Origin of the sequence: Enterococcus sp. DIV1279b (assembly GCF_050531515.1) — a bacterium.
GTDB lineage: Bacteria > Bacillota > Bacilli > Lactobacillales > Enterococcaceae > Enterococcus_D > Enterococcus_D casseliflavus.
Genome location: NZ_CP172891.1, coordinates 68,507 through 80,568 on the forward strand (window position 1 = coordinate 68,507; position 12,062 = coordinate 80,568).

At 46.1% G+C, this 12,062-nt stretch carries 11 protein-coding genes; 8 read left to right on the top strand and 3 right to left on the bottom strand.

Annotated elements, in window-relative coordinates; all coding sequences use genetic code 11:
* Positions 1-6: 6 nt before the first annotated feature.
* From IGI71_RS00315 to IGI71_RS00350, 8 genes are all read left to right on the top strand, one after another.
* A complete protein-coding gene (locus IGI71_RS00315; protein ID WP_060791682.1) occupies positions 7-1,425 on the top strand; it encodes an L-fucose/L-arabinose isomerase family protein in 1,419 nt (472 codons plus the stop codon).
* Positions 1,416-2,252 carry a transketolase gene (locus tag IGI71_RS00320; protein ID WP_333718848.1) on the top strand — a complete coding sequence of 279 codons (837 nt, stop codon included), beginning with the start codon at positions 1,416-1,418 and terminating at the stop codon, positions 2,250-2,252. Before IGI71_RS00315 ends, IGI71_RS00320 begins: the two co-directional genes overlap by 10 nt.
* Positions 2,239-3,180, top strand: a complete 942-nt coding sequence (locus IGI71_RS00325) for a transketolase family protein (protein WP_194193658.1) — start codon at positions 2,239-2,241, stop codon at positions 3,178-3,180. Before IGI71_RS00320 ends, IGI71_RS00325 begins: the two co-directional genes overlap by 14 nt.
* Position 3,181: 1 nt before the next feature.
* Positions 3,182-4,630, top strand: a complete 1,449-nt coding sequence (locus IGI71_RS00330) for an FGGY-family carbohydrate kinase (protein WP_430616032.1) — start codon at positions 3,182-3,184, stop codon at positions 4,628-4,630.
* Positions 4,631-4,642: 12 nt separating this feature from the next.
* Positions 4,643-5,500, top strand: a complete 858-nt coding sequence (locus tag IGI71_RS00335) for an alpha/beta hydrolase (RefSeq protein ID WP_275853410.1) — start codon at positions 4,643-4,645, stop codon at positions 5,498-5,500.
* A gap of 46 nt (positions 5,501-5,546) precedes the next feature.
* Positions 5,547-6,827, top strand: coding sequence for a DUF4038 domain-containing protein (locus IGI71_RS00340; protein WP_430616034.1), 1,281 nt, complete (start codon positions 5,547-5,549; stop codon positions 6,825-6,827).
* 7 nt (positions 6,828-6,834) lie between these two features.
* Positions 6,835-8,148 (top strand): PTS sugar transporter subunit IIC, encoded by a 1,314-nt coding sequence (locus IGI71_RS00345; RefSeq protein WP_430616036.1) that lies wholly within the window; start codon positions 6,835-6,837, stop codon positions 8,146-8,148.
* 221 nt (positions 8,149-8,369) lie between these two features.
* The gene (locus tag IGI71_RS00350) at positions 8,370-9,812 is read left to right on the top strand and encodes a glycoside hydrolase family 1 protein (protein WP_430616037.1); all 1,443 of its coding nucleotides are present in this window, start codon (positions 8,370-8,372) and stop codon (positions 9,810-9,812) included.
* Between the two features lie 107 nt (positions 9,813-9,919).
* On the opposite strand, the gene IGI71_RS00355 is transcribed toward IGI71_RS00350, so the two are convergent.
* The 3 genes from IGI71_RS00355 to IGI71_RS00365 are packed head-to-tail and all read right to left on the bottom strand — an operon-like array spanning position 9,920 to position 12,027.
* Complete coding sequence (locus IGI71_RS00355) at positions 9,920-10,276, bottom strand: MmcQ/YjbR family DNA-binding protein (RefSeq protein ID WP_115231505.1); 357 nt, start codon at positions 10,274-10,276, stop codon at positions 9,920-9,922.
* Positions 10,277-10,336: 60 nt separating this feature from the next.
* Positions 10,337-11,089 carry an ABC transporter permease gene (locus tag IGI71_RS00360; RefSeq protein WP_430616038.1) on the bottom strand — a complete coding sequence of 251 codons (753 nt, stop codon included), beginning with the start codon at positions 11,087-11,089 and terminating at the stop codon, positions 10,337-10,339.
* Entirely contained in the window at positions 11,086-12,027 is a 942-nt protein-coding gene (locus IGI71_RS00365; protein ID WP_015508713.1) for an ABC transporter ATP-binding protein, read from the bottom strand. Before IGI71_RS00365 ends, IGI71_RS00360 begins: the two co-directional genes overlap by 4 nt.
* Positions 12,028-12,062: the final 35 nt, after the last annotated feature.

Genomic DNA, 12,062 nt, shown 5'->3' on the forward strand with positions numbered 1-12,062 from the left:
GGTTTTATGGATAAAGTAACCATCGGGTTCGCCCCGACTAGAAGAAATTTATTTAGTGCAGAAGCAGCCATTGAGTACGCCAATCTGACACGACAAAAAATGGACGAACTGGCCATTGATTATGTAGATATTTTAGATATCAACGAAGACGGCTTGCTATACGATGATGAAGGGGTTGAAAAAATCGCCGAAAAATTCAAAGCAGCGAAGATCGACGGTCTTTTTCTAGCCAATGAAAACTTTGGTACGGAATATGCCTGTGCTCGTCTAGCCAAAAAACTAGATGTTCCCGTCTTACTATGGGGACCCAAAGACGAGACACCAGCCGCCGATGGTTCACGTTTGCGGGATACGCAATGCGGTCTTTTCGCTATTGGGAAAGTCTTGCGCCGTTTCAAGGTACCTTTCACCTATGTCAAAAATTCTGATATTGATTCACCAGAATTTGCCCGCGGCTTGCAAGACTTTATCAAAGTCTGCAATGTCGTCAAGACCTTCAAACAAACACGAATCTTGCAAGTAGGTCCACGTCCCTTTGATTTTTGGACCGTGATCTGCAACGAAGGCGAACTATTGGAGCGTTTCAATATTTCGCTATCACCAGTACCGATCCAAGAAGTGGTGCAAGAAATCAAGAAAGTCAAAGAACAGCAGCCAGATAAATTGCAAGCAGTCATTGATTATTTCGAAACCAATACGGAAGTCCAAATTTCGGCGAGAGATTTGGAGATGGTGGCAGCCCTTAAAGTGGCTTTGCAAAACTTATGTGAAAGCTACGGCTGCAATGCAGGAGTCATCCAGTGTTGGACGGCCTTACAAGACGAAATCGGTATTTTACCGTATGCCTCCCTGTCGCTGTTACAAGAAGAAGGCTTGCCTTTTGTCTGTGAGACGGATGTCCATGGGGCGATCTCGGAACTGTTAGTCGAAGCCGCTTCGTTGGGGGAACACCGAGCAATCTTTGCGGATGTCAACTGCCGCCATCCAGAAAATGAGAATGGCGAATTGCTGCAGCACTTAGGAGTTTTTGCTTATTCCACCGCAGAGACCAAACCGATCTTGCCGCAACGACATTTTGTTTTTGACTATCCAGGATCAGTCGCTTTTCGGGCAATCAAAGACGAGTATACGCTGTGTCGCTTTGATGGGGACAACGGCGAGTACTCACTGCTGATGGGTACTGGTAAAGGGATCGATGGACCATACAATCAAGGAACCTATCTCTATCTGGAATTTGCGAATTTGAATCGCTTGGAATTCAAACTCGTTGAGGGCCCTTATATTCATCACGTTGCGGCGGTCAGAAAAAATGTGGTGCCGATCTTGTACGAAGCGTGCAAATACATCGGCGTGCAGCCAGATTTTTATGATCCAATCGAAGAAGACGTCAAAGCATACTTGAGAGGGGATCAATCATGGAAATAAACGAGCTGGAGATGAAGGCTTTAACGATTCGAAAATCCGTGTTAGAGCTGATCTATCAAGCAAAAACGGGACATACTGGTTCGGATCTTTCTTGTACCGATATTTTAGTGGCTCTGTATTATCGGATAATGAATGTCGATGCGAAAGATCCCCAAAAGCAAGATCGTGACCAGTATATCCAAAGTAAAGGACATGCTGCAGAAGTATTATGGGCCGTTTTAGCGGACAAAGGTTTTTTGCCGAAAGAAGAATTAGCCACCTTTTCGCAATTTGGTTCAAGACTGATCGGTCATCCAAACAATAAAGTAGCTGGTGTTGAGATGAATACTGGTTCGCTAGGTCACGGCTTACCCGTCGCAGTAGGGATCGCCTTGGCAGGCAAACTGGATCACCGCACGTATCAAACCTATACGTTGTTGGGAGATGGCGAATTAGCAGAAGGCTCGGTATGGGAAGGAGCCATGGCGGCTGCCAACTATCAGCTGGACAATTTGACCGCCATCATTGATCGCAACGGCTTGCAGATCACTGGCGCCTCGGAAGATGTGATGGCAGTGGAGCCGCTAGATGAAAAATGGCGTGCCTTTGGTTGGGATGTGCATATCGTTGATGGCAATGATATGGCTGCCTTGGTGGCTGCATTAGAAAAACCGCATCAGCCCAATCAGCCGAAGCTGATCATTGCTAAAACCATCAAAGGCAAAGGCTATTCTGTAGCCGAAAATCAAGCGCAATGGCATCATAAAGTGCCAACTGCAGAAGAGCTTGCACAAGCCATTGCCGAACTTGATCAGCAAATGGAGGTTTTGACTCATGGGAAAAAATAATATTGCCAATCGCCAAGCGATGTGCGACGTATTGATTGAAGAAGGAAAAAAGAATCCTGCGATCACGGTGTTGACCAGTGATTCTCGTGGTTCCGCTTCGTTAGCAGCTTTTGCCAAGGAATTACCGACACAATTGGTGGAAGTAGGGATCGCAGAGCAAAACATCGTCAGTATTGCGGCCGGCTTAGCCCATATGGGCAAACGCCCTTTCGTTGCCTCTCCTGCTTGTTTTCTCAGCATGCGCAGTATCGAGCAGATCAAAGTCGATGTCGCGTATTCGAATAAAAATGTCAAACTCGTAGGCATCAGCGGCGGTGTCAGCTATGGGGCATTAGGCATGAGTCATCATTCCTTGCAAGACATCGCAGTGGCACGAGCGATCCCTAATTTGCAAGTGCTGTTGCCAGCAGATCGCTTTGAAACGATCCAAATGTTTAAAGCCTTAGCGGCATCAAATGAACCAGCCTATATCCGTCTCGGTCGTAATCCTGTTGAAGATTGTTATGATTCTGCAGATTATCCTTTTGAGATCGGCAAAGCCATTGAGCTGAGAAGCGGTCAAGATGTCGCATTGCTCGCCACTGGCGAAACCGTGCGCCAAGCGTTGGATGCTGCTGAGCTATTGGAAAAACAAGGTATCACTGCTACCGTTTTAAATGTTCATTCCTTGAAGCCCTTTGATTCAGAAACGGTCAAACGAGTGGCGAAAGAAACAGGCACCGTGATCACTGTGGAAGAACACAGCCGATACAACGGCTTAGGAGCTGCCGTGGCGGAAACGCTGGCAGAAGAAACGGACATTCGACAAAAAATCATTGCTTTTCCGGATGAAGCCTTGATTACTGGTTCTTCGTCAGAACTGTTTGCCCATTATGGATTAGACGGTGCCTCCATAGCGAAAACAGCGGTTGCGTTTCTAGGAGCTTAAGATGGACAAGACCTATCAGCTGGTTTTAGATCAGAGTACATCCGGTACCAAGCTCTTACTGTTTCAAGAAGGGAAAATCCTGCAGCGTTACGATAAAAAACACCGCCAAATTTATCCAAAAGTCGGGTGGGTCGAACATGATCCCCTCGAGATTTGGCAAAATGTCCAAGAATTGCTGGCACAAGTGTTTCAAGAACAAGCGATCACTGCAGATCAAATCATTTCCTTGTCATTGACCAATCAGCGAGAAACGATCGTTGCTTGGGACCGATTGACTGGCAATCCCCTGTACAATGCGATCGTGTGGCAATGCAACCGCAGCGCCGCGATTTGTGAAGAATTGACGGCACAAGGCTGGGAAAGGACGATCAATCAAAAGACCGGTTTACGCTTAGACCCGTATTTTTCTGGCACCAAAGTGAAATGGCTGGCACAAGAATTATCGGCTATCAAGGAAAAGTCGGGAACTGGCGAGTTGGCGATCGGTACGATGGACAGCTGGCTGTTGTGGAATTTAACGCAAGGGACAGTATTTGCGACAGAAGCCAGCAACGCGTGCCGAACATTGTTTTACAATATTGAAGAGGGCTGTTGGGATGCAGAGCTCGTCAAACTTTTTGGCATCCATTTAGCAGACTTACCAGCGATCAAACCTGCTGATACGGTTTTCGGTAACTATCACGGAATCCCTATCAAAGGAATCTTAGCCGATTCACAAGCGGCATTATTCGGGGAAGGTTGTCAAAGCCTTGGGGATGTAAAAATCACGATGGGTACCGGTTGTTCGATCATGATGCAAGTGCAGCAGGAGCAGACGTTGCGGGATCGCCGCATTTTGACGACGGTCGGCTGGCAAACTAGCCAGGAAACAGCGTTTGCGCTAGAAGGCATCATCCGTTCCTGTGGTGACGCCATCAACTGGTTCAGTGAGCAAGTGGCTCCGCTGCCAGATGTAGCTGAGATTTGTCAAGAAGTGCTGACCAATGACAGTCAAGAAGACATCTATTTTATCCCAGCATTGCAAGGAATGGGTGCCCCTTTTTGGGATAATACGATGACTGCCAGCTTTGTCGGCATGAAACGCACGACGACGACTCATGAGCTGTTGAAAGCCGTTTTAGAAAGCATCATTTTTCAAATCAAAGCAGTGATCGATGTGATGGAAGAAGTCGCTGAACGACTGATCAATCAGGTAATGATCGATGGCGGTGTTTCGAAAAACCGCGCCTTGATGAGCTTATTGGCGACTTTGATCAATAAACCCGTCATCGTCAGCGAAGTCGAAGAATTTTCAGCCATCGGCACGATGCTTGTTGCCAATCCAACCATGAATGAACCAGCTATTCAGCAAACCACGATCGTTCCGCAAGCCGAACAGGCCGTGATCCGTTTGAAATATGAAAAATGGAAACGGTTCATTGAGAAATCAGCTGCTTTTAGTGAAGGATAAAGGAGGAACTATATGGAGACCCAACGAATCCAATTGAATCAAACGGCTTACGTGGATACCTATTTATTGCACCAATCCAAAGAGTACAATGTCGGTAAGAAACGACCGCTAGTGATCGTCTGTCCAGGCGGCGGCTACGCATTTACCAGTGATCGAGAGGCGGAAGTCATTGCCTTGAAATTCAATAGTATCGGGCTAAATAGTGTTGTTTTATGGTACACCACCGGTGACCAAGTGAAAAACGTTCCCCACAATGCCTTGATGGAAGCCGCCCAAACCGTCAAAACCATTCGTGCGCATGCTCAAGAATGGTTGGTGGATGAGGAGCAAATCATCGTTTGCGGTTTTTCAGCAGGCGGACATCTAGCGTTGCAGTTAGCGACGCGCTGGCACGATGCTGAGCTGGCAGAAGCGTTGGGCGTTAGCAGTGACTTACTGAAAGTGAATTTGGCGATCGCCGGCTACCCATTGGTTTATCAAGAGCATGCCTTCCCAATCGATGAGCTAGGCTTTGCTGCTAGTCTGATCGAAACACCTTTAACTGCCAACGAACGCTTTTTTGGGAGTAAACAACCGACGGAAGAAGCCATTCAATCCATGAACATTTTGCATCATGTCGATCAGTGGACACCTCCGATGTTTCTCTGGCATACGACGGAAGACGTCTTAGTCGATGTGGCGCACTCGTTGAAGCTGGCGGTCAAATTAAGAGAAGCCGAGATTCCATTCGAACTGCATATTTTTGAAAAAGGCGAACACGGACTGGCATTAGCGGATCGAACAACGGCACGCAAGCCAAGTCACCACAATGCCCATGTCGCCAAATGGTTTGAGCTGTGCGAAGGCTGGCTCAGTAGTTATATTGATTAAAAAACCGTCGGTGCACAACTTGTGCCGATGAAAGGAGAGCACCACTGTGAAAATCACCGTAAGCCAAAACAAACGCACCTTATTGCGAGACGGACAGCATTTCTTTTATTTAGCCGATACTTGCTGGAGTGCCTTTACTAGTATTCAAGAAAATGACTGGATCACTTACTTAGACAAACGCAAAGAGCAGGGCTTCAATACCCTTCAAATCAATGTGTTACCGCAATGGGATCGCAGCCGTGGTCAATTTGACTGCTTGCCGTTTCCTCTTGATGCGGGCGTCTTTGATTTTACTGTTTGGGAGGATGCCTATTTCGAACGGGCTCAGCGTCTTTGTAAAATTGCCGACGAGAAAGGCTTTACTTTAGCGTTGGTCGTCTTGTGGTCAAACTATGTCGCAGGCACGTGGGCTAGCCAGTTGGACAAAGAACGCAACGTGTTGCCGGAGGATTGCCGCCAGGCCTACTATCAAAAAGTGATTGCGACTTTTGATGCCTTCCATCCGATCTACTTTATTGGTGGCGATACGGATTTCCCAACACAGCCAACCATCGATACGTATCTAGAAGCCTTTGCTTTCTTTGAAAAGCATTCGCCCAATACTCTGAAAACGATTCATATCAAGGGACGTTTTGAAGAGATTTCCGCAACGATCGTCGAACATTTGGACTTATTTTTATACCAATCAGGTCATAACAGCGCCTTTTTGAATATGCCTTATTATTTGGCAGAGCGTTTTTATCAAAGACAACCGCAGCTGCCGATCATCAACTCAGAACCTTGCTATGAACAAATGGGCTATGCCCGTCACGTATACGGCCGATTTGGTCAAAAGGATGTCCGCAAAGCGGCATGGCAATCACTGTTAGCCGGCGGCGCGGCTGGGATCACGTACGGTGCCCACGGCATCTGGAGTTGGCAAACCCCGACGGCGACTTTTGCGGAAGAAATCGGGGAAGCGTTTGATCGTCCGATGGTTTGGCCAGAAGCTTTATCTTTTCCTGGGGCAGATGACTATGGCTTTATCAAGCAATTATTCGAATTATTAAATATTCAGGAGCTTGTGCCTTGCCAAGAGCGCTTGATCGATGCAGATGAACAGATTCGTATGGCAGCCATCGCAGGAACGAAGGATGCGTTGCTTTACTTGCCAAGCAATACAACAGTTCGTCTGCAAGGAGATCTTTCTACAGCGACCGTCACATTGATCGATTTGAATACCAATCGTTTCTTGAAACCAAAACTGACAGTTACCGATGGTATCACTGTTTTCCATCCCCACAATTGTCATGAAGATGTATTGTTTGTCATCCAAATAAAGGAGTGAAAAGAAAATGGATAAGTATATGGATAAGGTGTTAGTATTTGCAGATAAAATCTCCAACAATCGGTATTTAAAGGCAATTTCAAACGGGTTGATGGCGACGCTGCCAATCAACATTATTGGTTCGATCGCCTTATTGTTAGCAGTTTTGCCGATTCAAGGATGGACAGACTTTATCAATTCGATCAATATTGGCGGCTATTTTTCCGTCGGTTACAGTATGACCGTCGGGGTTATCTCCGTGTACGCTTCCTTTCTGGTCGGTCACCGTTTAGCGACAGAATTTAAGCAATCGGCGGTTCCTGCCGGCATCGTTTCACTGTTTGCCTTTTTGATGATGACGCCAATGGTTACCTTAGAGGAAACAACGACCCTCGACATGAGCAAACTCGGCGCTCAAGGCTTGTTTACCGCTATGATCTGTGGCTTAGTCTTTGCTCGTTTGTACTGCTTTATTTTAGAAAAAAATATCGCCATCAAAATGCCAGCAGGCGTGCCGCAATTTGTGACGGATACCTTCGCCGGTTTGATTCCAGCAATTATTTCTGGGTTTACCGCGATCGTCATTAGCTGGGCATTCAGTTTTACTTCTTATGGCTCATTCTCAGATTTCATCTATCAAATCTTGGCAATGCCGCTGCAAAGCTTGTCTTCTAGTGTAGGTTCGTTGTTATTTATTGTACTGATCCAAATGGTGCTATGGTTCTTCGGTATCCATGGTTCGTTGGTGGTGGGTAGCTTTGTCACCGCTTTGTACTTACCAATGGATGTGGAAAATATGGATGCTTTGGCTAGCGGCGTTGCTCGTTCCGAGTTGCCGAATATTTTGAGTAAGTCGTTTTATGATTTGTTTGCTGGTATTGGTGGGGCTGGGGGAACATTGTCATTGATTATCGTTATTTTGCTGTTGGCGAAATCAAAACAATCACGGACAGTCGCTAACCTGAGTGCCGTTCCTGGATTGTTCACCATTAATGAGCCGGTGATTTTTGGCTTACCGCTGATTTTGAATCCAATCATGGCGATTCCGTTCATATTAACACCATTGGTTCAAGTGCTTGTGGCGTACCTAGCGATCTGGAGTGGGATCGTCCCACGACTTAGTGGCGTACAAGTTCCCTTTGGCACACCGATTTTTCTAAATGGGTTTCTAGCTGGAGGCTGGCAGGTCGCAGTTCTACAAGTCGTTTGCGTTTTGGCAGGCTGCTTGCTGTACATTCCTTTTGTCAAAATATTAGATAAAGGAAAATTAAAAACAGAAGCAGAAGCAGCGCAAGCGGAGGGTCAAACTGAAAGTATCGATGCAACGGGGGAAACGGTTTAAAAGAAACCGATTTTATGATGACAAGCCAACGAGTTAGTGCTATAGTTAAAGAAAGAAAACCCACGTGGATTGTTACTGACTTGATCAGGCAAGACCTAAATAAGAAAGCGCTCTTCTCGTTTTAGCAGCGGCTCTTATTTAGGTTTTTTGTTTTTTATCGGGGATTTTTCAGTAATCAGCTAGGTAGGTTTATCAAAAGAAAACAAAAGGAGAACGAGCAAATGGCAAAATTTCCAGAAAATTTCTTATGGGGCGGCGCGACCGCAGCGAATCAATTAGAAGGGGCGTTCGATCGCGATGGCAAAGGATTGTCAGTGGCGGATGCAATGCCTGGCGGCAAACAGCGTTTAGCGATTTTAGGCAGTGATACGTTTGATTGGACGATCGATGAGGACAAATACACCTACCCAAATCATCGCGGGATCGACCATTATGACCGTTTCAAAGAAGACATTGCGTTGTTTGCAGAAATGGGCTTCAAGAGCTATCGTTTTTCTATCGCATGGACACGTATTTTTCCAAAAGGCGATGAAACGACACCAAACGAAGCTGGGCTAGCATTTTACGATGCGCTGATCGATGAATGTTTGAAATACGGGATCGAGCCAGTGGTTACGATCTCTCACTATGAAATGCCCTTGCATTTAGCCAAAGAATACGGTGGCTGGAAAAATCGAGCATTGATCGATTTCTATGAACGTTTTGCAAAAGTTGTCTTGGAACGGTTCCACAGCAAAGTCAAATACTGGATGACCTTCAATGAGATCAACTCTGCTTTCCATTTCTCCGCATTGAGTCAAGGAATGGTCAACAGCACGGGTGCCAGCGACTTTACAAACGTGATCCAAGCGTGGCACAACCAATTTGTTGCCAGCAGTAAAGTAGTCAAAATCGGCCATGAATTAAACCCAGAGTTACAGATCGGTTGTATGATCATTTATGCAACGACTTACAGCATTGATGCGAACCCAGTCAACCAAGTGGCGACGATGATCCATAATCAAGCCTTCAACTACTACTGTGCCGACGTGCAAGTACGTGGAAAATACCCATCCTTTACGGATCGTTTGTACAAAGAACATGGCGTCAATAAAGAGGATCTTGAGATTACCGAAGAAGACTTAGCCTTGATCGCTGAACATACTGTTGACTATGTTGGCTTCAGCTACTACATGTCTTCTGCCGTGGATATCACCACAGAAGAAGCCGATGAAGTGCAAGGAAACTTGTTGGGCGGCGTCCGCAATCCATTCTTAGAAGCAAGTGAATGGGGCTGGCAAATCGACCCAGAAGGGCTTCGCATCGCGTTGAATGAACTGTATGATCGTTACCAAAAACCGTTGTTTATCGTGGAAAACGGCTTAGGAGCCATTGATACCTTTAACGAAGAAGGAAAGATCGAAGATGATTATCGTATCGATTACTTGCGCCGCCACATTGAAGCAATGGGCGAAGCGATCGCTGATGGCGTAGACTTGATCGGTTACACCCCATGGGGCTGTATCGACCTTGTCAGTGCTTCAACAGGCGAAATGAGCAAACGCTATGGCTTTATCTATGTTGACTTTGATGACGAAGGCAACGGCACGATGGATCGTTCCAAGAAAAAATCCTTCGATTGGTACAAACAAGTCATTGCAACAAACGGAGAAGAGTTGGCCTAAGTGTTTCGTTAGACTCACGGATGACACAGGATCCGTTATAAAAGAAAACCGATCAACGGTGCTCCTATACAGGCGCATCGTTGATCGTTTTTTTTTGATATTTGGTTTTAACGGGTACGTTCATAGCTGTCTCGTAACAAAGATTGGAGTTGTTTTTCTGATACAGAGCCATCTAGTAATGCGGTGAGCCAATGGTTTTTATTCATGTGATAAGCGGGTAAATAGCCGCGGCTTTGATTGATGATCGAAACCATTTCGGGCGCTGCTTTGACATCTAAAATTCCGATCATTTCCGTTCCTTCCAAGCCTAATTTTTGCTTTTCTACAGTCATCAGCAAGCCAAACCATTTGCCGCTTTTACGGTGCCGCAAGACTTGGTACTCGGGAAACTTTGCAAATGGATGGTCGACCTGAACATCATTGAAGGTCTGAGCGAAGGCGATCAGACGGTTTTTAAGATCCATGGGTATCCCTGCCTTTTTATAATAGAAAACTACTTATATTATACCACTGATTCCTTTTACCTAGCGTAACCGTTTCTGATAAAGCATTCGTGCCAAGAACCAGCTCACCACTACGATACCGCCGCACCAGCTAAAGGCACTGATCAAGGTGGTATCTTTTAAGTTTAACAAAAGCCCTCGCAAAGAATGGATGATCGGCGACATTGGTTGGTATTCAGCAAAAATGGCTAATGGGCGCGGCATGGTTTCCGTAGGGACGAAACCAGAGCTTAAGTAGGGCAACAGGGTGATCAAGACAGTAAACAAGGTCGCTGTCTCGGGGCTTTTGGCGATGAGACCAACCAGAACGGAGACCCAAGTAAAGGCGAAGGTGAAGCAAAAGATCAATAGGAAGGCGAGTCCCCAGCCAGTAACTGTGGCTTGGGGGCGAAAACCGATGATCATGGCGACGATCAACACGACCAAGGTGCTGATCAAGCTCCGAAGGGTCGCGGCGAAGACATGCCCGTTTAAAAAGGCTGAGTTAGAGATGTTCAAGGTCATCAGCCGTTCCACCATGCCGGATTTCAAATCTTCCGTCACCGTTACCCCAACGGAGGAGGCGCTTTGGGCGATACATTGGACGAGAACACCAGGAACGACAAAATCGACATAAGAGGTATCGCCGACGTTCATGGCTCCCCCAAAAACATAGACGAAGAGGATCATTAAAATCGCTGGGGTCAAAATCCCACTTAGCAAAGTCTCCATACTGCGAATCGATAGCAAGAGATTGCGGTTGAATAAGGTGTTGGTTTCTATAATTGCTTTCATTGGTTTCCTCCTTGGACAAGTGTTAGAAAAATATCTTCTAACGAAGCATTCTTTTGATTAAAACTGGTTATAGTGATCGGTAGTTGATTGAGTTCCTGCAACAGCGTGAAGGAATGCTGGAAGTCTTGACTGACGGGAAATGCCAGAGAGAGACTGGACTCATTGACTTGCAGCGGAAAGTCAGACAGATGCTGTCGCACGGTCTGCAAGTGTTCTTTCGTCAATACGCTGATTTCCATCGTTTGTGAAGGATGCAGTGCTTTGACTTCCGTTGGTGTTCCTTGCAAGATGATTTTCCCTTCATGCAAGATGGCGACTTGGTCTGCTAAAAATTCAGCTTCTTCGAGGTATTGAGTCGTCAGGAAAATCGTTCGTCCTTGAGCGGCGATCTCTTTGATCATGTGCCATGTGGCTAAGCGGTTTTGCGGGTCTAACCCGGTCGTTGGTTCATCCAAAAAGAGCAGGTCAGGTTCGCCGATAAAACTCATGGCGATGTCTAAGCGTCGTCGCATGCCACCAGAATAATTTTTGACTAGTCGGTTGCTGGCATCCACCAAATCAAAACGCTCTAACAAATGTTGGACGATAAACTGTTTGTTTTTGACATGGCGCAAGGCAGCAATCATCAGCAAGTTTTCTCGTCCGGTCAGTTCTTGATCGACGGCGGAAAATTGCCCTGTCAGACTGATTTTTTCGCGAATCGCTGCTGGATCTTTGGTCAAGTCGATCCCATCGATCAGCGCGGTTCCTTGGTCAAAAGGTAGGATAGTGGACAAAATTTTGACTAAAGTGGTTTTTCCAGCGCCGTTTGATCCTAGTAAGACAAATACTTCGCCAGGAGTGACGTCAAAAGTGACCTCTTTCAAAACAGTTTTGTCTTTGAAGCTTTTTTGTAAATGTTTCACGTGAAGCATTTTCTTTTTTATATGGGTATCCATAGCTTTTCCCTCGTTTCTATAAGATAATTCAACTA

Excerpts from the sequence above, each read along its gene's own strand:
- IGI71_RS00320 (WP_333718848.1), top strand. The coding sequence starts at position 1,416 with ATGGAAATAAACGAGCTGGAGATGAAGGCTTTAACGATTCGAAAATCC.
- IGI71_RS00355 (WP_115231505.1), bottom strand. The coding sequence starts at position 10,276 with ATGGATCTTAAAAACCGTCTGATCGCCTTCGCTCAGACCTTCAATGAT.
- IGI71_RS00315 (WP_060791682.1), top strand. The coding sequence starts at position 7 with ATGGATAAAGTAACCATCGGGTTCGCCCCGACTAGAAGAAATTTATTT.
- IGI71_RS00335 (WP_275853410.1), top strand. The coding sequence starts at position 4,643 with ATGGAGACCCAACGAATCCAATTGAATCAAACGGCTTACGTGGATACC.
- IGI71_RS00360 (WP_430616038.1), bottom strand. The coding sequence starts at position 11,089 with ATGAAAGCAATTATAGAAACCAACACCTTATTCAACCGCAATCTCTTG.
- IGI71_RS00330 (WP_430616032.1), top strand. The coding sequence starts at position 3,182 with ATGGACAAGACCTATCAGCTGGTTTTAGATCAGAGTACATCCGGTACC.
- IGI71_RS00345 (WP_430616036.1), top strand. The coding sequence starts at position 6,835 with ATGGATAAGTATATGGATAAGGTGTTAGTATTTGCAGATAAAATCTCC.
- IGI71_RS00325 (WP_194193658.1), top strand. The coding sequence starts at position 2,239 with ATGGGAAAAAATAATATTGCCAATCGCCAAGCGATGTGCGACGTATTG.
- IGI71_RS00365 (WP_015508713.1), bottom strand. The coding sequence starts at position 12,027 with ATGGATACCCATATAAAAAAGAAAATGCTTCACGTGAAACATTTACAA.
- IGI71_RS00350 (WP_430616037.1), top strand. The coding sequence starts at position 8,370 with ATGGCAAAATTTCCAGAAAATTTCTTATGGGGCGGCGCGACCGCAGCG.